Source organism: Caulobacter sp. S45, assembly GCF_009765965.1.
Classification (GTDB): domain Bacteria; phylum Pseudomonadota; class Alphaproteobacteria; order Caulobacterales; family Caulobacteraceae; genus CAHJWH01.
In genome coordinates, this window is sequence record NZ_LMUL01000014.1 from 142,667 (window position 1) to 160,606 (window position 17,940).

Annotated in this window: 17 protein-coding genes; 4 read left to right on the top strand and 13 right to left on the bottom strand. The window is 68.7% G+C overall.

What is annotated here, in order from left to right; all coding sequences use genetic code 11:
- The first annotated feature begins 71 nt into the window (after positions 1-71).
- Positions 72-1,436 (top strand): NRAMP family divalent metal transporter, encoded by a 1,365-nt coding sequence (locus tag GSQ87_RS07860; RefSeq protein WP_158914953.1) that lies wholly within the window; start codon positions 72-74, stop codon positions 1,434-1,436.
- Positions 1,437-1,451: 15 nt separating this feature from the next.
- A complete protein-coding gene (locus GSQ87_RS07865) occupies positions 1,452-1,646 on the top strand; it encodes a hypothetical protein (protein ID WP_158914954.1) in 195 nt (64 codons plus the stop codon).
- Positions 1,647-1,649: 3 nt separating this feature from the next.
- On the opposite strand, the gene pobA is transcribed toward GSQ87_RS07865, so the two are convergent.
- Positions 1,650-2,861 (bottom strand): 4-hydroxybenzoate 3-monooxygenase, encoded by a 1,212-nt coding sequence (pobA, locus tag GSQ87_RS07870; protein ID WP_158914955.1) that lies wholly within the window; start codon positions 2,859-2,861, stop codon positions 1,650-1,652.
- A gap of 107 nt (positions 2,862-2,968) precedes the next feature.
- On the opposite strand from pobA, the gene GSQ87_RS07875 reads away from it, so the two are divergent.
- Positions 2,969-3,844: a helix-turn-helix domain-containing protein gene (locus GSQ87_RS07875; RefSeq protein ID WP_158914956.1), complete on the top strand. Its 876-nt coding sequence runs from the start codon at positions 2,969-2,971 to the stop codon at positions 3,842-3,844.
- A 9-nt stretch (positions 3,845-3,853) separates the two neighbouring features.
- Here the strand turns inward: GSQ87_RS07875 and GSQ87_RS07880 are convergent, their stop codons facing one another.
- The 12 genes from GSQ87_RS07880 to pcaF all read right to left on the bottom strand — a co-directional run bounded on the left by GSQ87_RS07880 (position 3,854) and on the right by pcaF (position 17,019).
- The gene (locus tag GSQ87_RS07880) at positions 3,854-4,321 is read right to left on the bottom strand and encodes an SgcJ/EcaC family oxidoreductase (RefSeq protein WP_158914957.1); all 468 of its coding nucleotides are present in this window, start codon (positions 4,319-4,321) and stop codon (positions 3,854-3,856) included.
- Positions 4,322-4,403: 82 nt separating this feature from the next.
- Complete coding sequence (locus GSQ87_RS07885) at positions 4,404-5,423, bottom strand: dihydrodipicolinate synthase family protein (RefSeq protein ID WP_158914958.1); 1,020 nt, start codon at positions 5,421-5,423, stop codon at positions 4,404-4,406.
- Positions 5,424-5,434: 11 nt separating this feature from the next.
- Positions 5,435-6,808 carry an MFS transporter gene (locus GSQ87_RS07890; RefSeq protein ID WP_158914959.1) on the bottom strand — a complete coding sequence of 458 codons (1,374 nt, stop codon included), beginning with the start codon at positions 6,806-6,808 and terminating at the stop codon, positions 5,435-5,437.
- 421 nt (positions 6,809-7,229) lie between these two features.
- Positions 7,230-8,612 (bottom strand): efflux transporter outer membrane subunit, encoded by a 1,383-nt coding sequence (locus tag GSQ87_RS07895; protein ID WP_371416659.1) that lies wholly within the window; start codon positions 8,610-8,612, stop codon positions 7,230-7,232.
- 50 nt (positions 8,613-8,662) lie between these two features.
- Positions 8,663-9,589 (bottom strand): HlyD family secretion protein, encoded by a 927-nt coding sequence (locus tag GSQ87_RS07900; protein WP_158914961.1) that lies wholly within the window; start codon positions 9,587-9,589, stop codon positions 8,663-8,665.
- A 27-nt stretch (positions 9,590-9,616) separates the two neighbouring features.
- On the bottom strand, positions 9,617-9,841 hold the full coding sequence (locus tag GSQ87_RS07905) for a DUF1656 domain-containing protein (protein ID WP_158914962.1): 225 nt from the start codon (positions 9,839-9,841) through the stop codon (positions 9,617-9,619).
- The gene (locus GSQ87_RS07910) at positions 9,838-11,892 is read right to left on the bottom strand and encodes an FUSC family protein (protein ID WP_254062820.1); all 2,055 of its coding nucleotides are present in this window, start codon (positions 11,890-11,892) and stop codon (positions 9,838-9,840) included. The genes GSQ87_RS07905 and GSQ87_RS07910 overlap by 4 nt, the downstream gene beginning before the upstream one ends.
- A gap of 160 nt (positions 11,893-12,052) precedes the next feature.
- Positions 12,053-13,249, bottom strand: a complete 1,197-nt coding sequence (gene pcaD, locus GSQ87_RS07915; protein ID WP_158914963.1) for a 3-oxoadipate enol-lactonase — start codon at positions 13,247-13,249, stop codon at positions 12,053-12,055.
- On the bottom strand, positions 13,249-14,418 hold the full coding sequence (pcaB, locus tag GSQ87_RS07920; RefSeq protein WP_158914964.1) for a 3-carboxy-cis,cis-muconate cycloisomerase: 1,170 nt from the start codon (positions 14,416-14,418) through the stop codon (positions 13,249-13,251). The genes pcaD and pcaB overlap by 1 nt, the downstream gene beginning before the upstream one ends.
- A 4-nt stretch (positions 14,419-14,422) precedes the next feature.
- Positions 14,423-15,082: a protocatechuate 3,4-dioxygenase subunit alpha gene (pcaG, locus tag GSQ87_RS07925; RefSeq protein ID WP_158914965.1), complete on the bottom strand. Its 660-nt coding sequence runs from the start codon at positions 15,080-15,082 to the stop codon at positions 14,423-14,425.
- Positions 15,082-15,786 (bottom strand): protocatechuate 3,4-dioxygenase subunit beta, encoded by a 705-nt coding sequence (pcaH, locus tag GSQ87_RS07930; RefSeq protein WP_158914966.1) that lies wholly within the window; start codon positions 15,784-15,786, stop codon positions 15,082-15,084. Before pcaH ends, pcaG begins: the two co-directional genes overlap by 1 nt.
- Before the next feature lie 27 nt (positions 15,787-15,813).
- Entirely contained in the window at positions 15,814-17,019 is a 1,206-nt protein-coding gene (gene pcaF, locus GSQ87_RS07935; protein ID WP_158914967.1) for a 3-oxoadipyl-CoA thiolase, read from the bottom strand.
- A gap of 130 nt (positions 17,020-17,149) precedes the next feature.
- Here pcaF and GSQ87_RS07940 point away from each other — a divergent pair, with 130 nt between their 5' ends.
- Entirely contained in the window at positions 17,150-17,926 is a 777-nt protein-coding gene (locus GSQ87_RS07940; protein ID WP_216839130.1) for an IclR family transcriptional regulator C-terminal domain-containing protein, read from the top strand.
- The last annotated feature ends 14 nt before the right edge of the window (positions 17,927-17,940 follow it).

Here is a 17,940-nt window from a genome sequence, read left to right on the forward strand (position 1 = left end):
GCCGGGTCGGCGTGTCCGATCCGGCCGGAACCCTACTCGCTCCGCCAGCTTGTCTCCGCGAGGTCCTGAGCATGTCGCCGCCACCCGCCGAATCGTTCGCCCCCACCGCCGACTTCTTCCCGAGTTTTGCGCCTACTGCAGGGGCGCGACTGCAGCCCCGCGCTTCCGGTCTGCGCCGCCGGCTGGCGGGGGCGATGGGGCTGCTGGTGGGGCCGGGCGTGCTGGCGATGCTGGGCGAGAACGACGGGCCCAGCATGCTGTCCTACGCCAGCAGCGGGGCCAGCTACGGCATCGGCTTCTTCCTGCCCTTCATCCTGCTGACCTTCGCCGCCGCCTATGTGGTGCAGGAGATGGCCATGCGTCTCGGCGCGGTCACCGGGCGCGGCTACGGCGAGCTGGTGTTCCAGCGCTTCGGCCGGTTCTGGGGCTGGGTCTCGGCCGGCGATCTGGTGCTGACCAACTTCGTCACCCTGATCACCGAGGTGGTCGCCATCCGCCTCGGCATGGGCTTCTTCGGCATCCCGGCCTGGGGGGCGGTGGTCTGCGCGGTGGCTCTCGTAGCGGCCGGGTCATGGGGCGGTCGCTATTCCCGCTGGGAGCGGCTGAGCGCGGGGCTGGCGGTGTTCAACCTGGTGTTCGTCGCGGTGGCCGTGCTGGCCAGGCCGTCCACCGCAGACGTGACCCACGCGGTCGCCACCTGGGGGCCGCTGCCCCACGCCGCCCTGTCGGCCTTCCTACTGATGGTGGTGTCCAACATCGGCGCGACGGTCACGCCCTGGATGCTGTTCTTCCAGCAGAGCGCCTCCGTCGACAAGGGCATGACCGGCTCCGACATCCGCAAGGGCCGGATCAACACCGCGCTCGGCGCGGTGCTGGCGGCGATCGCCGGATGCGCCGCCCTGCTGGCGGCAGCGCCTCTGTTCGCCCACCACGTGGACATGAGCCGCTACGAAGGCGGCGCAGGTTTCGCCCAGGCGCTGCGTCCCTTCATCGGCGCACCCGGGGCCAGCCTGTTCGCGCTCGGCCTGATCGAGGCGGGCGCTGTGGCCATGCTGACCATCTCGGCCAGCAGCGCCTATGCGGTCGGTGAAGTGGTCAAGGGTGCGGTCTGCAGCTTCAACGCCTCGCCCAAGCAGGCCCCGCTGTTCCACGCCGTCAACATCGGCATGACCCTGCTCGCCGGACTGGTGGTGATGATCCCCGGCGCGCCCCTGATGTCGATCTCACTGAACGCCAATCTGCTGGCGACCATCCTGATGCCCTCGGCCCTGGTGTTCCTGCTGATGCTCGGCAACGACCGCCAGATCATGGGCGCGCATGTGAACGGGCGGCTGACCAATGTGCTGGGCGTCTCCATCACCGCCCTGACCGCGCTCGCCGGCGGCGCATACGCCGTCGTGGGCTTCCTCGGCGCCATCGGCGTCAAGATCGGCTGAGCCAAGGAGAAGACCATGCAGGACCGGACCCGTCTCGTTTCCCGCCCCGTCGCCAAGGCCGCCGCCTGGGGCCGCGCCGCGCCAGAGCCCTATTCGCCGATGCCGTTGAGCCCGGCCGCACGCGCCGGTCTTCTGGGGCTACGCATATTGCTGGGCGTAATCACCGCGATGGCGCTGTTCACCTTCCTGCACAGCATGCGGGTCGGCTGAGCGTCAGGCGTACGCCACAGCCCTGTCCAAGATGGGTTCGCCATGCTGCAAGGGCAGGCCGACATAGTTCTCGGCGAATACCTGCTGGGCGGCGCGCGAGCTTCGCAGATAGTCGAGTTCCGCTGTCTGCAGCCGCTGGTCGATCGGGGTCATCTCCGGAAAGCGGTGGGTGAGGCTGGTGAACCACCATGAGAAGCGCTCGGCCTTCCAGACCCGGGCCAGGGCGCGGGTGGAGTAGCCGTCGAGGCCTGCATCCGTCCCCTCCCGATAGCGGGCGATCAGCGCCTCGGACAGGAACTTCACATCGGAGACGGCCAGGTTCATGCCCTTGGCGCCGGTGGGCGGCACGATGTGGGCGGCGTCGCCAGCCAGGAACAGGCGACCCCAGCGCATGGGCTCGGCCACGAAGCTGCGCAGCGGGGCCACGCTCTTGTCGAACGAAGGGGCGCGGACGAGGCGCGATCCCGCGTCGCCGAGGCGAAGCTGCATCTCGTCCCAGAACCGCGCGTCCGGCCAATCCTCGATCCCCTCGTCGGCCGGGACCTGCACATAGTAGCGGCTACGGGTCGGCGAGCGCATGCTGGCCAGGGCGAAGCCTCGCGCGTGATTGCAGTAGATCAGCTCGTCGTCGCAGGGCGGCGCATCGGTGAGGATGCCCAGCCAACCGAAGGGATAGACCTTCTCGTAGATTTTCAGCACATCGGCCGGGATCGAAGCGCGGCTGACCCCGTGATAGCCGTCGCAACCGACGACATAGTCGCAATCCAATCGTCGTTCGACGCCGTGCTCGCGCCAGGTCGTGTAAGGCCGCTCGCCATCCAGGTCGTGCAGGGCGACGGCCTCGGCGTCGAACACGATGGGGACATCGCGGGCCTGGGCGGCGTCGAACAGGTCCTTCATCACCTCGGACTGGCCGTAGACGGTGACTGAGCGGCCGCCGGTCAGCTCGGGGAAGCCGATCCGGAACATGGCGCCGTCGCTGACGATGTTGACGCCGTGATGGACCAGCCCTTCGCGCTTCAGCCGCGCATCGACGCCGAGCTCGGTCATCAGGTCCACAGCGACCTGCTCGACCACGCCGGCGCGCACGCGGCTTTCGACATAATGGCGATCCCGCCGTTCCAGGACGACGGCGGCCACGCCCGCGCGATGCAGCAGATGGGCCAGGAACATACCCGCCGGGCCCGCGCCGATAATCGCCACCTGGGTCCGCATCGTTTTCCCGCCTATTTTCTTTGAGGCTCATCCTTTCGACGGGCGTGGACCATGGATACGCACGACAAAGGCTTGGACTTTTCGCAAGTCCGGCCCATCCTTTCGCCATGCCCCAATCGGTGGTCCCGAGCTTCTTCCTCTATGGCGAGCCGCCGCGACAGGTGGAGCCGCGCTTCGTGCACCTCGAGGCGCTGGACGACCGCAGCCGTCCCAGCGAGTGGACCATCCGCCCGCATGCGCATGCCGAACTGCATCATCTGTTCGTGCTCCACGGCGGCGGCGGACAGATCGTCGTGGAGGGCTTGGCTAGCGCGTTCGAGACCCCAACCCTGCTGGTTATCCCCGCCGGCTCCATCCACGGCTTCGATTTCGAACCCGAGACGGCGGGACAGGTGCTGACCATCGCCACGCCGTTCTTCGACGAGCTCGCCTCACGCGAGCCTGCTTTCACCGACATGTTCGCTCGGGCCGGCGCGTTCGCCCTTGACGAAGAGATGACGGATTTCGCCGAACTCCTTGGACGAATCCGACGCGAACTGGCCTGGATAGCGCCGGGGCGCAGCACCGCCGTCGAGGGCGCGGTCCTGGGCGTGCTGGTCGCGACCGTGCGGCGCCTCCAACGCGAGGCCCAGCCCCGACCGCCGTCGAGGCCAAACCGCCAGTTGGAGCTGACCGCCCGCTTCCGGGCCCTGGTGGAGCGTCATTGGAGCCATCGGCTGTCGATACCGGCCTATGCGGAGCAGCTTGGCGCCTCGGTCCCGAAACTGCGCGCCGCATGCCTGGCCGCGACGGGAGAGGGGCCGCTGGCCCTGATCCAGGCGCGGGCGATGCTGGAAGCCAAGCGCCTGCTGATCTATTCCGATCTCAGCGTGTCCGAAGTGGCCTACGCCACCGGCCATGACGATCCGGCCTATTTCAGCCGTGCCTTCACTCGCTGCGTCGGCCAGCCGCCCAGTACGTTTCGGAGCGAGGCGCGGAGATAAGGGCGGCCCCTACCTGGGCGCGTCGTGGGCCGAGACATGGTTCAAGGTGATGATCCAGCGGCCGTCGACCTTGCGGGCGAGATCGGTGAACACGCCCTCCAGCGGTTTGTCCTTGCGGCTCATGTGGAAGTGGCTGACCAGCACGGCCGCGTCAGGCGTCAACATCTGCACCGACACGTCGTAGAAACGCACCACGCCCCGCTTGGCGGGCGTTCCGTAGTCGCGGACATAGTGGTCCAGCGTCGCCTGCCAGTTCCTCTGAATCACGCCGTTGGAGACGAAGGTAATGTCCGGGTTCTTGAAGCCCGCCATGTAGCCGCGGAAATCTCCACGGTTCCAGGCGTCCTGCATGGCTTGGACGAGGCGGCGGATCGCGGCGGCGTCGGGCGGCCTATCGGCGGCTGTGGCGGCCTGGGCGGACAGCCCCAGCGCGACGGAAAGCGCTACGCCGGAGAATATATTCCGTAGCCGGATCATTTGACTGTCCCCATCCGCTCACCTCTCGGTCCTGACCCTAGTGGGCGGCAGGACCGAGCGGGAGTCCAGACATCTATCCAGTCTAGGCCGCCAAGGCGGACGAGCGCGCGCCGCCGACCAGTTCGGCTTCGATAGCGGCGTCGGAGATCAGGGCGATCCCGGCGCCAGCCATCAGGACCTTCAGGGTCAGGATTTCCTCGGGTTTGGGCTTGGGCATGGGCGAGCGTGCGCGCGGACTGGGGATCAGGCCGCGCAGCCAGGCGGCGATCTTGTAGCGCAGGTGCAGCCGCGAATAGTCCTCGTAGATGTAGTCGTGCAGCGCACCGAGCCCTCCGAGGGTCCAGATTTCCAGCGCCTTGGCGAAGTCGCCCGAGCGCGCCGCCTCGATGTGGTCGAGCATCGGCTCAAGCGCATAGACCCACGATCCCGAAACGCTGCCCTCGAGCACGTCGTGGGCGAGGTATTCGTGGAAGAACCGCCCGCCCGCCGCCATGATCGCCACCGGACGCTCGAGACTGCGCAGGATCTTCCACATCTTACGCATCCCCTCGTAGCTGTAGATCATCTTCCAGCCGATGATGTTGGGGATCTGCTCGCAGATCAGCTTGGCGGCGTCGCCGGGGACGCCGATACCCCATTGCGGCGAGGCCGAGGCCACCGGGTGGGCGATGATCGGCAGACCGACCGCATCGTCGATCTCGCGGATCTGGTCCAGCCAGTATTCCGGGTACTTCGAGGCGTTCCAGGACGTCACCAGGTCCGCGCATCCCGCGGGCGGCATCAGGAACAGCCCGTCCACGCCCAGCGCCTTGGCTTCGCGCGCGCTTTGGACGGAAGCTTTGGTGGTCAGGTCGAAGATGCCGGTGAACACCGGCATCCTGCCCCCGAGTTCTTCCAGGGCGATTTCGGTAGTGCGGCGCTTCTCGGCGGCGGTGAGGTAGTAGATCTCGCCGGCCTCGGCGTTGGCGATGAAGCCGCCAACCGCGGCGAAGCGGGGCTGGCCGTAGTAGCGGACCTGCTCGCGATAGGCGGCCTCGTCCAGTTCTCCGTCGGCGCCGAAGGGGACGACCGCGGCGGTGTAGAGGCGGTTGGCCAGGTTCATCTCGATACTCCTTAGGCGGCGATGGGTTCGGGTGGGGAAAGGTCTTCGAGGGTCCGGCCCTTGGTCTCGACCGCGAAGATCAAGGCGACGATCCCGCCGGCCAGGGCCACGAGCCCGAACAGCAGGAACACTGCGCCCATGCCGGCGCGGGGGATCAACAGGCCCATGACGGAGGGAGCCACGATCGCGGCGATGCGGATCCAGGACGAGCCGATCCCGCCGCCGAGCGCGCGCAAGTGGGTCGGATAGCACTCGGCCGCATAGACCCCGATGGCGATGCACACCGGATTGACCAGCAGCGCGCCGATGGAGACCAGCAGCAGGACGCTGGACGGCGCGGTCACGTGGGCCAGGGTGAGGGCGAAGAAGGGCAGGGCGGCCAGCACCAGGCTGACCCCGAACCACAGCCTGCGCCCGGTCCAGTCGATCAGGAAGGTGACCAGGATCGAGCCGAGCACGCTGCAGGTGGTGGTGATGGCGCCGAAGGTCAGGGCCTGTCGCAGGCCGAGATGGTAGATGGTGCGATACAGGGTCGGCATCCAGTTGGTCAGGCCGTAGCCGACATAGTAGGCGCTGAAGAACAGGGCCCAGATCACCAGGGTGCGCCGCAGGTAGGGTCCCTGGAACAGCTCGATCAGGCGCGGCGGGGCCTGGGCGATGGCCGGGCCGACGGAAACGATCGGGGGCAGGGGACGCGTACCGTTGCGCGAGACCTCGGCTTCGATCTTGCGCATCACCCGATCGGCCTCGTCGTGGCGGCCGAGGCTGGCCAGCCAACGTGGCGATTCCGGCAGGAAGGCGCGCAGCGGCAGGGTGAGGATGGCCGGCGCGACGCCGATCAGGAACATGGCTCGCCAGCCGAAGTCCGGCACGATCCAGCGTCCCGCATAGGCCGCCGCCGCGATCCCGATGGAAAACCCAAGCTGGGGCAGCAGGATGAAACGCGCCCGACCCTTGGCCCGAGCGATCTCGTTCATGTAGGCGTGCATCACCGGCACCTCGCCGCCCAGCCCCAGGCCCTGGATGAAGCGGAAGGCCATCAGCATGAGGTAGCTGGTGGAGAAGGCGCAGGCGCAGCTCATCACCGAGAATATCAGCACCGTGATCAGGGCCACCGGCACCCGTCCGATCCGCTGGGCCAGATATCCGAAGAACACCGAACCTATGGCCTGGCCGACGTAGCCGACCGAGAACAGCAGCCCCACATCGGCGGGCTTGAGATGCCACAGCGGCAGGAGCACCGGCATCACCGAGGCGATCGCCAGGGCGTCGAAGGAATCGAAGAAGGCGGCGGCGCTGATAACGCCACGCACCCGGGCGTGCCAGGCGCCGACCGGCAGGCGCTCCATCCTGGCTGCGATGTCGCCTGTCGCGTGATGCTCCACGACGGCTCTCCCTACCTATCCCCGCTTATCGCCAAGTACGGCGCGGGATGATCGTTAGGTAGACTAATAACTTGGAGGCCTAAGCTCTGCAAGCAACCCCGGGGGCGTCCTGTCAGGCGGGGGCTTTACGGCCGGGAAGCCACCTGCGGAGCCAGGGGGGCAATCTGGCCGGAGCCTCGCGTGGGGTGGGGACTGGGGCGATTTCGGCTGCTTCCAGCATGACTGCGCGTTCCCGCAGTTCGACCGCCTGGGCGAGCAACCGCTCCTTGTCCCGGCCATAGGAGACAATCCCGGCCAAGCGTTCGGCCTCGTCGGCGCGGGCCCTGCAGCGTTCCGGTGTCGGCATCGGTTACTTCCCCGATCTAGCAACTCGCGAACGCCCGGATTGATGCAGGCGCGGCGATAAAAAGAAATCAGGTGGTTAGGCGGCCACGTCCCATCCGCCGCCGAGCGCCAGGAAGATCGCGATCTGGTCCTGGGAGAGCTGCCCGTCGGAGGCGGCCAGGGCGCTGTCCGCCGAGGCCAGGGTGCGCTGGGCGTCGAGCAGGCTCAGGAAATCGACCTTGCCGGCGGCGTGCAGTCTCTGGACCTGCCCGACGGAGTCCGCCGCGCGGCTGCGCACGCGCCCGAGGTCGGCGTTGCGGTCGAGGTCGCGAGCATAGGTGGTCAATGCGGCTTCGGCTTCACGCAGGGCGTTCAGCACCACCCCGTCGAAACGGGCCAGCCGCATGCGGGTCTCGGCTTCGGCCTGGGCGATCCGGGCGCGCGGAACGCTCTGGTTCAGCTGCCAGGAGATGCTGGGCCCCATGGCGTAGCGGTTGGTGGGGGAGGTGGCGAAATCGCTGAGCGCGCCGGTCGAGCCGGCCGAGGCGCCGAGCCGGATGGTGGGATAGAGCCCCGCCGTCGCCACGCCGATGCGGGCGGTGGCGGAGGCCAGGTCGCGCTCCGCTTCCCGGATGTCCGGGCGGCGACGAAGCAGGGCTGCCCCGTCGCCGATGGGAATGGGCGAGGTCAGGCGCGGGGGCGAGGCGCAGCTTTCCAAGTCGCGCGGATAGGCCGCCGGAGGCCGTCCGGTCAGGACCGCCAGCCGGTACAAGGCGTTGCGCTGGGCGATCTGAAGGGCGGGGATGTTGGCCTGGAACTGCGAGATCAGGCCGGAGGAGCGGGTGGTGTCCAAGGCCGTGCCACGGCCGGCGCGCACCAATCGCCGGGTCAGCGCGTCGCTCTGCTTCTGCAGCTCCAGCGAATGGCGCACGGCCGCCAGCTCCTCGCCGGCGCCGCAGGCCTGGGCGTAGGCGCGCGTGGTCTCGGCCGCCACCGTCACCTTGGTCAGGTCGTAGGCCGCCCGCACCGCCTCGTCCTCGGCAGAGGCCGCCTGCACGGCGCGGTGGAGGCGGCCAAACAGGTCCAGCTCGTAGGAGACCGACAGGCCGGTGTCGTAGAGGCCGAACGTGGGCAGCTGGCCCGGAACCAGATAGGCCTCGGCGGAAAGCTGAGCGTAGTCGAGGTCGATGTTCGCCGTCGCCGAAGGTTCGCGCGCGGCGCGCACCTGCCGCAGCAGGGCCTGGCTCCGTTCCAGATTCGCGGCCGCGACGCGCAGGTCGGTATTGGCGGCGAAGGCCTGCTGCACCAGGTCGTCCAGCCTTGGGTCGCGATACAGCCGCCACCAGTCGCCGGGCGCGATCTCCTTGGAGAAGGCGGGGTTGTCGGCGCCGACGAACGGGCCCTGCGCGTCAGGTCGGTTGGCGACCGCCAGGCCCGGCGGCCCGGCATAGCGCGGCCCGACCGTCTTGCAGGCGCTCAACAGCAGCGTTGCAGCCAGTCCGCATCCCGCCGCCAGACGCCATGCGCGGATCATTGCGGCATGTCCCACCAGTGATGGCGACCATGGCGCATGTCCGGCGTGAGCACGCTCACCGTCGCCGTTCGTCCGGCGATCAGCCTCACCGGTACGGGAACGGAATCGACGGACACGCGCACCGGAATCCGCTGGGCCAGCCGCACCCAGCTGAAGGTCGGGTTGACGTTGGCGAGCAGGTTGGAACTGGGGCTGCGCTCCCGATCCTCGATGGCGGCGGCGACGCTCTCCACATGGCCGTGCAACAGGGTCCGTTCGCCCATCAAGCGGATAGTAACGGGGTCGCCGACATGGATGCGCGGTAGCTTGGTCTCTTCGAAGTAGCCGTCGACATGCAGACTGTCGCTATCGACCAAGGCCAGCGCCTGGCGGCCGACCGTCAGGTAGTCGCCGGGCCGAAGCTCCAGGTTGGTGACCATGCCGTTGACCGGAGCCAGGATGGTGGTGCGCTTCAGGTTGAGCTGGGCGGTGTCGCGGGCGGTGATCGCCTGATCCAGGGCGGCGCGATCCTGCTGTACGCGGGTATGGCTCTGTTCGCGGATTTCGGCGGAGACGAGTTCGCCGAGACCGTCGTTGCGGCGGGCTTCGCGCTGGGCCTCGACGAGGGCGGCCTTATCGCCCTCGATGGCGGCGAGGGATTGCTGGAGCGCGACCTGGAAGCGAGCCTGGTCGAGCGCGAACAGTTCGTCGCCCTTATGCACGACCTGGTTGTCGCGCACGTCGATGCGGGTGACGAAGCCCGCCACGTCGGGCGCTACCGCCGCCACGTCGGCGCGGACGCGGCCGTCGCGGGTCCACGGCTCGACCTGGTAACGGACCCACATCCAGCGGGCGACCAGCACCGCGACGATCACCAGCAGGCCCGTCACCAGGATGCGGCCGCCAAGCGCCAGGGCGTGCCTGATCCTAGCGGACTCAACCATGCTCAGGGTTTCCGATTAAACAGAGCTTCAACGCCATCCCCCTCGCTCGATCAGCGGTCCCGCCACCGCCGATACAGCCCCCAGCAGCACGACGAACAGGGCGAAGTCGAACAGCGCCCGATGCCAGACCAGCCGATAGAAGCCCACCAAGATCAAGAGACGCTGTACGACGGCGCAGATGGCCAGCGCCACGATGGCGTAGATCAACAGGGGAGAGACGAACACGCCGTCGAAGTCGAACTCTCCGATCACGCCGTTTCCTCCTTCGCTGAATAGGGCGGCGCGTCGGGAAACAGCGTCCGCCTCAGGCTGACCAGGGCGCGGGCGGCTCCACGCATCTGGGGGTTGCTCGGCGCGCCATCGGCGGCCTCGGCGAGGGCCTGGTCAAGGTCGTCCAGCAGGCTCGCGTCCAGCTTCGGGCGATGCGCTCGCACGACCAAGGCCGACGGAGCCCTGGCCAGGGCGCGATATCCCCGTGCGACGCCGGTCAGCAACCGCCGGGCGGGACCTCCCCCACCGGGGAACCGCGCTTCCGCCGCCTGGAGTTCCTGTAGGTTCAGGCTGACTCGGACATCGCTCAACGCATCCGCCGCGGTCGGCCCGATGTCCTCGTCGGAGACATTGAGCCGCGACGCTAGCAGGCCCACCCGATCCAGCATCCGGATCATCAGCCCCGCGCGATCCACCGGCCGCGTCGCCTCCGCGACCCTGGCGATCTCGCGCCAGCCCGCCCGCAGGATTCGCCGCGCGCTCCATTCCGCGCCGACCGAACGGCACAGCTGGGTGGTGACCAGGGCGGCGACCAGGCCGATCACCTGGGCGATGTTGCTGTTGGCGAAGCCCGCGAAGGTAGGGCTGAAATTCTCCGCCAGGGCCAGGCCATTGCCCAGGCCGAGCACCATGGCCAGCGCGCGCAGGGACGTCGTGGGCTTGGCGATGAAATAGCCTGCGATCAGGAACACGGGCGCCAGCGCCAGGACGAGCATGGGAAAGCCGTCGATCGCGGGAAGGATGGCGAACTGATAGGCGGCGACGATCGGGATCGAGGCGAGCGTGTAGACGAGGAAGGTGACGATGATCGGGGCCGGGTCGTCCTGCGTGGCGAAGAAGCAGCAGAACACCGCCGCGGTCAGCGCCGCCACGCTGCCCTCCGGCCAGCCCGTCGCAATCCAGAAGATGCAGCAGAACAGGGTGGCCGCAGAGGCGGCGAGCGCCGACAGGAAGGCCAGATAGTGGTCGCGGTGCAGCCGGGCGCTGGCGCGAACCGGCGTGCCCTGGTCCAGGGTGGCCGGGAGTCGGCGGCCTCCGGTCTGGATCGCTGCGCGGAGGTCGCGGATGTCCTGCACGTTCCGGACGAGCTGTTGCAGGCGATCCAACAGGTTCTCCAGCACCAGATCGCCCCAGGGCGCGCCCCGACCCAAGGGCGGACCCAAGGCCTGAAAGCCGGCGAGGATAGCCTCGCCCTCCGTACGCGGAGCATTGAGATCGGCGAGCCATGCTTCCAGCCGCGTCAGCAGCCTTTCCAGCTCCGCAGGCGCCGCGCCGTCCGCCCGGAGCACCAACAGGCGATCGCCCACCGCGCTCACCAGCGGCAGCAGCACGCTCATGCGATCCTCCATGGCCCGCGCCAGCGGACCGGCCTCGCGCAGGTTGGAAGTGTCGAAGGGCAGGTGGGTGGACATCAGCCGGATCTCGGTGATCTCGGCGGCGAGCCTTCGGCGATCGCGGTCGTTGGAAGCGGGATGCTGACCCGCGAGAATGGCCAATCCCCACTGCTGCGCGTCGTGGAGCCAGGCCCTCATGCGCCGATGCAGCACGGGCCCGATAGCCTGGGGGAAGAACAGGCTGTGGGTGAGGGTGGCGCAGATCACGCCGAGCCCGATCTCCTCCGCCCGCGTGACGGCCACGTCGAACACGGTGGCGGGTTCGGGGGCGGCGGGAAAGCCGATGATGGCGGCCGTGTATCCTGCGAGGATGAAGACATAGCTCCTGGGTGTGCGGTCCAGCAGGGAGATGTACAGGCAAAGCCCGACCCAGAGGGCCAGCGCCAGCGACAGCAGTTCGGGCGAGGTGGCGAAGGTCGGCACCAGCGCCAGGGCGGCCGCCGCGCCGACGACCGTTCCGATGATGCGGTAGACCGCCTTGGAGCGGAGCGCGCCGGACAGCGGCTGACTGACGATATAGGCGGTGGTCATCGCCCAATAGGGACGGGGAAGGCCGAGCGCGAAACCGATGTACAGGGCCAACATGGCAGCGGCGAAGCTGTTGACCGAGAACAGGATGAAGAGCGCCTGACGTTTCACCGCATCATCTCAAGACCCCAGGGCGCCGGTCCCTGCTCAGCGCACGCGAAATTAGGGATGCCGGAGTCCCATGACCTCGACTTGGGGTCGGTCTGATTTGTCCTGGAGCTTGGCCGCGAACGTCGCAAGCGGTTTCTTCCGTCCCGTAAGGTGGCGCTGCCTATTCCTTGGGAGCGGTCGCCAGCGCCGCCATCACCTCCGCCGCCTCCGCGAAACCGGTGTTGGCGACGGGCACGCCGGCGTAGATGCCGGTCTGCATCAGCGTCTCCTTCAATTCGTCGATCGTGAAGCCGCCTTGCTCCAGGCCGACTTTCACGTGCATGCGAAACTCCTCCCATCGCCCGAGCGAGACGGTGATCGCCAAAACCAGCAACCGGCGGGTGCGATGATCCAGGCCCGGCCGCCCCCAGATCTCCTGCCAGGCGATGCGGGTGATCATGGCCTGGAAGTCGCTGTTGAATGGCGTCCGCCGGGCGAGCGCCCGGTCCACCCACTCGTCGCCCAGCACCTTGCGCCGGTTCACCAGCCCGGCTTCGAACAGGGTTTGAGCCGCGTCCTGCACCGCATCGCCGCCGTTCAATCCGCTGACGAACCCGCGTACGGCGGCGGCGAAGGCGCCGGGAACCTCGACCTGGGCCAGATGGGCGGCGTCCAGCAGCGTGGTCTGCGCGCCGGGCACGCCCTCGGCGATCAGGCGGCCATGATCCGGAAAGGGCGTGGAGACATCCCGCTCGCCACCGATCACCAGGACGGGGACGGCGATACCCTTGAGGCTGTCGCGAAGGTCCATGTCCCGGATCGCCGCGCCGCAACTGGCGTAGCCTTCGGCCGACATCGCGGTGAGCTCTGCGCGGGCGCTTTCCACGACCTCGGGGTGGGCCTTGGCGAAGGCGGGCGAGAAAAACCGGCCGAGCGCCGCGTCGGCGATGGCGGCGGTCCCGCCGGCCTGCACCGCCGCAATGCGCGATCGCCACGCTTCGCTGTCCATCTTCGGCGAGGTGCAGGCGGCGACCACCGCCTTCACCCGGCGGTGCTCTTGTGTGGCCAGGGTCAGGGAGATCATGCCGCCGAGCGAGACGCCGCACACTACCGCCGTTTCGATCCCGGCCGCATCCATCACCGCCATGGCGTCGCGCGCCAACAGGTCGAGATCGTATTCGCCTGGCGTCGCGTCCGAGGCGCCGTGCCCGCGTGCATCCATCCGCAGGACGCGGAACTGGGCCAGCAGATGGGGCAGGGCGCGATCCCAAGACCCCATGTCCGTACCGATGGAGTGCAGGAGCAGAATGGGCGGCTTGGTCGCTTCCCCGTCCAGCTTCCAGTAGAGGCGCACGCCGGCATGGGTGGCGAAGGGCATCAGCTTGTCTCCCGGCGAGCATTGGCGTGGGCGGTCAGCGCGGCCTGGACCAGGGCTTCGGCCTCGCCCGTGTCGCCGCCGACGTCGGCGGCGTCGAGATTGCGGGCCATGGCGGCGACGTCCACCTCCAGCCCCGAGACTACCGGAAGCAACGCCGTCAGCGCGCCGTGGGCCAGCTGGAACAGCTCCGCCAGCAGCGGCGCCTCCGCCTGCCAGCCGCCAAGGCCGCGTTCATGTTCCTGAGGCAGGGCGGACAGCAGGGCGCCAGCCAGTCCCGGCGCGCGGATCGCCGCCGACAGGACGACCTGGCATCCGGTCGGGTTGCGCTTATGGGCCATGGCCGACGAGCCGCCCCGGCCGGCGACCTGGGGCTCGAACGCCTCGCCCACCTCGCTCTGGGCCATCAGGGAGATGTCGCGCGCGATCTTGCCGAGCGCGCCGGTCAGGATGGCGAGCGCACAGCCAAGCCCTGAGATCGCCTCGCGGCGGGCGTGCCAGGGTGTGGGTGGATTGGCCAGGCCCAGCGTCTGCGCCATGCGCGCCGCCACCGCCGCGCCCTTGCCGTCCAGCCCCGCGCGCGAGCCTGTGGCCCCGCCGAACTGGAGCGCCAGCGCGTGATCCGCTTCCCGGTTGAAACGGGCGGTGGCGGCGTCGACCGAGGTCAGCCAGTTCGCAACCTTCAGGCCGAAGGTGATGGGCAGGGCCGCCTGCAGCAGGGTGCGGCCAATCATCGGGCTGGCGGCATGGGGGCGCGCCAGGTCCGCCAGGGCGTCGCGCAGGCGGTCGAGATCGCGGACGATCAGCGTCGCGCCGGTCTTGACCTGCAACATCAGGGCGGTGTCGGCGACGTCCTGGCTGGTGGCGCCCTTGTGGACGGACCTAGCGGCGTCGGGGTCGAGGGCGGCCACGCGTGCGCGCAATTCGACCACCAGCGGGATGGCGAGGGTCCCGGCGTGGGCGGCGGCCTCGGCTAAGGCCGCGATGTCGACGTCTTGGCCGCACGCCTGCGCGATCAGCGCGGCGTGGGCGGTGGGGATCAGCTCTTCGGCCGCCTCCGCTTGAGCCAGCGCCGCTTCAAAGTCGAGCGCGCCCCTGAGCAAGGCCTCGTCGCCGAACGCCTGGAGCATCTCGGGGCCTGAGGTGGCGCGGTCGCGGATGAGCGAGGACATGGCTCTAGATATCGAAGAAGACGGTTTCGTTCTCGCCTTGCAACACGATGTCGAACCGATAGGTCCCGTCGCTCGTCCGCCTGGCGATCAGGGTTTGTCGGCGGTCGGTTGGGACGAGCTCCAGAATTGGGTCCTCGGCGTTGGCGGGCTCGTCCTCGAAATAGATGCGCGTCACCAGCCGCTTGATCAGGCCACGCCCGAACACGCCCACCGCGATGTGGGCGGCCTGGAGCGTGTTGCCGGGCCCGGGAACCCGTCCCGGCTTGACGGTGAGGAAGCGGTACTCGCCATCCTTGCTGGTGGACGAACGGCCGAAGCCGGTGAAATCGGGGTCGAGCGGCAGGTCCGCGCGCCCGTCGTCGACGCTGGCGTAGCGGCCCGCCGCATTGGCCTGCCAGATCTCGATCATGGCGTCTGGGATGGGTGCGCCGGCGGCGTCGATCACCCGACCGGTGATCTCGATCCGCTCGCCGGCGGTCGCGCCCTTGGGGGCGGGTTGGTTCAGCAGGTAGTGTTCGGTCGGGAACAGGTCGGCGCGCGCACCGATGTCCGAGCCACCCACCAGGTCGGCCGCGCCCTTCCAGGGCAGGCCGTAGTGGAAGAAGGGACCCACCGTCTGCCAGGGGGTCTGGCCGAACGCCTCGGGGCTCTGGTTGTCGGCCATCAGTGAGCATCCTCGAACGGCGTCGCCTCGCGCCCGCGCAGCACGATGTCGAACAGGTAGCCCAGCGCGAAATTGGGCTGGGTGGTCTCGATGTCGAAGCGGGCGACCATGCGGTCGCGGGCGGTGCGGGGCACGGCGTTGGCGATGGGGTCGATCTCGATCAGAGGATCGTCGGGGAAATAGAACTGGGTCACCAGCCGGGTCGCGAAGGCCGGGCCCAGCAGCGACAGGTGGATGTGGGCCGGCCGCCAGGCGTTGTGGTGGTTGCCCCACGGATAGGCCCCCGGACAGATGGTGGTGTAGCGATAGCGGCCCTGGTCGTCGGTGATCACCCGCCCCGCGCCGGTGAAGTTGGGATCGATCGGGGCGTCCCACTGGTCGTTGGCGTGGATGTAGCGGCCCGCCGCGTTGCACTGCCAGATTTCCACCACCGTGTTGGGGGCGGGGCGACGGTTCTCGTCCAGCACCCGGCCGCCGACCACGATGCGCTGGCCGATCGGCTCGCCCTTGTGCTGGCGGGTCAGGTCGGCCATCGCCGGTCCCATCAGCCGGTCCCAGGCGCTGGGGCCCGTCGTCTCGGTCAGGGTCTGGGGGATGCGCACCAGCGGCTGGCGCGGCGAGCGAGCGACCGTGGAACCATAGGCAGGGAACAAGGAGGGCGGCTGGCCAGCGTCCTCTCGGGTATAGGCCGGAACTTCACTCATCCTGCATCTCCTCGCCGTCTAGAGATTTCAGACCCGTTCCACCGCCAGGGCGACGCCCTGGCCGACGCCGACGCACAGGGTGACCAGCGCCCGCTTGCCGCCGCTCTTCTCCAGGGCGTGGGCGGCGGTCAGCACCAGGCGTGCTCCGCTCATACCTAAAGGATGGCCCAGCGCGATCCCGCCGCCGTGCGGATTGACCTTCTCATCGTGCGGATCGACGCCAAGCTCGCGCAAGCAGGCGATCACCTGGCTGGCGAAGGCCTCGTTCAGCTCGATCAGGTCGAAGTCGCCGATCTTCAGCCCCAGCCGGGCCATCAGCTTGCGCGAGGCGCCGATGGGGCCGATGCCCATCATACGCGGCTCGACGCCGACCGTGGCCATGCCGAGGACGCGCGCGCGAGGCGTCAGGCCGTTGGCCTTTGCTCCATCCTCGGAGGCGATGAACATGGCCGCCGCCCCATCGTTGACGCCGGACGCATTGCCCGCCGTCACGCTGCCGTTCTCGCGAAAGGCGGTCCTCAGTTTGGACAGCCCCTCCAGCGTGGTGTCCGGGCGCAGGTGCTCGTCCTGTTCGAAGGCGAAGGGCTTGCCCTTCGGGTCCTTGGCCTGGACCGGCGCGATCTCCTCGGCGAAGAAGCCGTCGGCCTGGGCTTGGCCCGCGCGCTGCTGGCTCTGCAGGGCGTAGGCGTCCTGGTCGGCGCGATTGACCTGGTAGGCCTCGGCGACGTTCTCCGCCGTCTCGCCCATGGAGTGGGTCCCGTACTGCTTCTCCATGATCGGGTTGACGAAGCGCCAGCCGATGGTGGTGTCCTCGATGCTGGCGGAACGTTGGAAGGCGCTCTCGGCCTTGGCCATGACCAGGGGCGCGCGGGTCATGCTCTCGACGCCGCCGGCGATCGCCAGCTCCATCTGGCCCGACTGCACGGCGCGGGCGGCGGTGCCCACCGCGTCCAGGCCCGAGGCGCAGAGGCGGTTCATGGTCGTGCCAGGCACCCCGACGGGCAGGCCGGCGAGCAGGACGGCCATACGCGCCACGTCCCGGTTGTCCTCGCCCGCCTGGTTGGCGCAGCCGTAGAAGACGTCTTCGATGCGGTCGGGATCGACGCCGGGATTACGCGCCATCAGCGCCTTGATCGGAATAGCGGCCAGGTCGTCGGTGCGGACCCGGGCGAGCGACCCCCCGAAACGCCCGATGGGCGTCCGGATCGCATCGCAGATAAAGGCGTCGGCCACAGATGCTCTCCGAGATGCCCCGTACGGGTCGGCGGGACAGCCGATGCGCCGCGGCTTGTGCGATTATCGCACGCAATGTACGATTACCGCTATCGTCGCGCCTGGGCGGCTCGGCGTCAACGGAGATGTCGTGGGCCTGGATCACGATGCACGCACGGACCCAGACTTCATGCAGTCGCTGGCGCGGGGACTGGAGGTTCTGAGGCTGTTCGAGACACGCGAAAGCCTGTCGACCGCCGAGGCCGCGAGCCATACAGGCCTGTCGCGGGCGGTCGCCCGCCGCTGCCTACATACCCTGACGGTGCTGGGTTATGTCGATGCGGACGAGGGGCGGCGGTTCCACCCGACGCCGGCCCTGCTGTCCCTGGCGCGGGCCTATCTGGTCCAAAATCGCCTGGCGAAGGCCGCCGATCCGATCCTGAAGGAGATCAGCGCCCGGATGGGCGAGTCCTGCTCGCTAGGCGTGCGGGACGGAAGCGAGGTGGTTTACGTCGCGCGGGCTGAGGTGCGCCGCTTCATCTCGATAGACCTTCAGGTCGGAAGCCGGGTGCCCGCCTACTGCACATCCATGGGCCGGGTGCTGTTGGCGGCGACGCCGTTGGACGAGTTGGACGGCTTGCTCGAAGCCGCCAAGTTGGTTCAGCGTACGGGGCGAACCCTCGTGGACCCGCACGCTGTTCGCCGTGAACTGGATCGCGTGCGGGCGCAGGGCTTCGCCACCGTCGACGAGGAACTGGAGATCGGACTCCGTTCCCTGGCCGTACCCGTCCGCGACGAGGCGGGCCAGGTCGTCGCCGCCATCAACGTCGGCACCGCTCGGGAACGCAGCATCGCCAACCTGGTCGTCGAAGCCCTCCCGGTCTTGCGGGAGGCCGCTGTGCGGCTGCAATCGCGCGCGGTGGTTTAGACGCAGGGCTGCAC

What these genes read in the sequence shown, in the direction of transcription:
- GSQ87_RS07860 (WP_158914953.1), top strand. Translation starts at nt 72, where the DNA reads ATGTCGCCGCCACCCGCCGAATCGTTCGCCCCCACCGCCGACTTCTTC.
- GSQ87_RS07865 (WP_158914954.1), top strand. Translation starts at nt 1,452, where the DNA reads ATGCAGGACCGGACCCGTCTCGTTTCCCGCCCCGTCGCCAAGGCCGCC.
- pobA (WP_158914955.1), bottom strand. Translation starts at nt 2,861, where the DNA reads ATGCGGACCCAGGTGGCGATTATCGGCGCGGGCCCGGCGGGTATGTTC.
- GSQ87_RS07875 (WP_158914956.1), top strand. Translation starts at nt 2,969, where the DNA reads ATGCCCCAATCGGTGGTCCCGAGCTTCTTCCTCTATGGCGAGCCGCCG.
- GSQ87_RS07880 (WP_158914957.1), bottom strand. Translation starts at nt 4,321, where the DNA reads ATGATCCGGCTACGGAATATATTCTCCGGCGTAGCGCTTTCCGTCGCG.
- GSQ87_RS07885 (WP_158914958.1), bottom strand. Translation starts at nt 5,423, where the DNA reads ATGAACCTGGCCAACCGCCTCTACACCGCCGCGGTCGTCCCCTTCGGC.
- GSQ87_RS07900 (WP_158914961.1), bottom strand. Translation starts at nt 9,589, where the DNA reads ATGGTTGAGTCCGCTAGGATCAGGCACGCCCTGGCGCTTGGCGGCCGC.
- pcaD (WP_158914963.1), bottom strand. Translation starts at nt 13,249, where the DNA reads ATGCCCTTCGCCACCCATGCCGGCGTGCGCCTCTACTGGAAGCTGGAC.
- pcaB (WP_158914964.1), bottom strand. Translation starts at nt 14,418, where the DNA reads ATGTCCTCGCTCATCCGCGACCGCGCCACCTCAGGCCCCGAGATGCTC.
- pcaG (WP_158914965.1), bottom strand. Translation starts at nt 15,082, where the DNA reads ATGGCCGACAACCAGAGCCCCGAGGCGTTCGGCCAGACCCCCTGGCAG.
- pcaH (WP_158914966.1), bottom strand. Translation starts at nt 15,786, where the DNA reads ATGAGTGAAGTTCCGGCCTATACCCGAGAGGACGCTGGCCAGCCGCCC.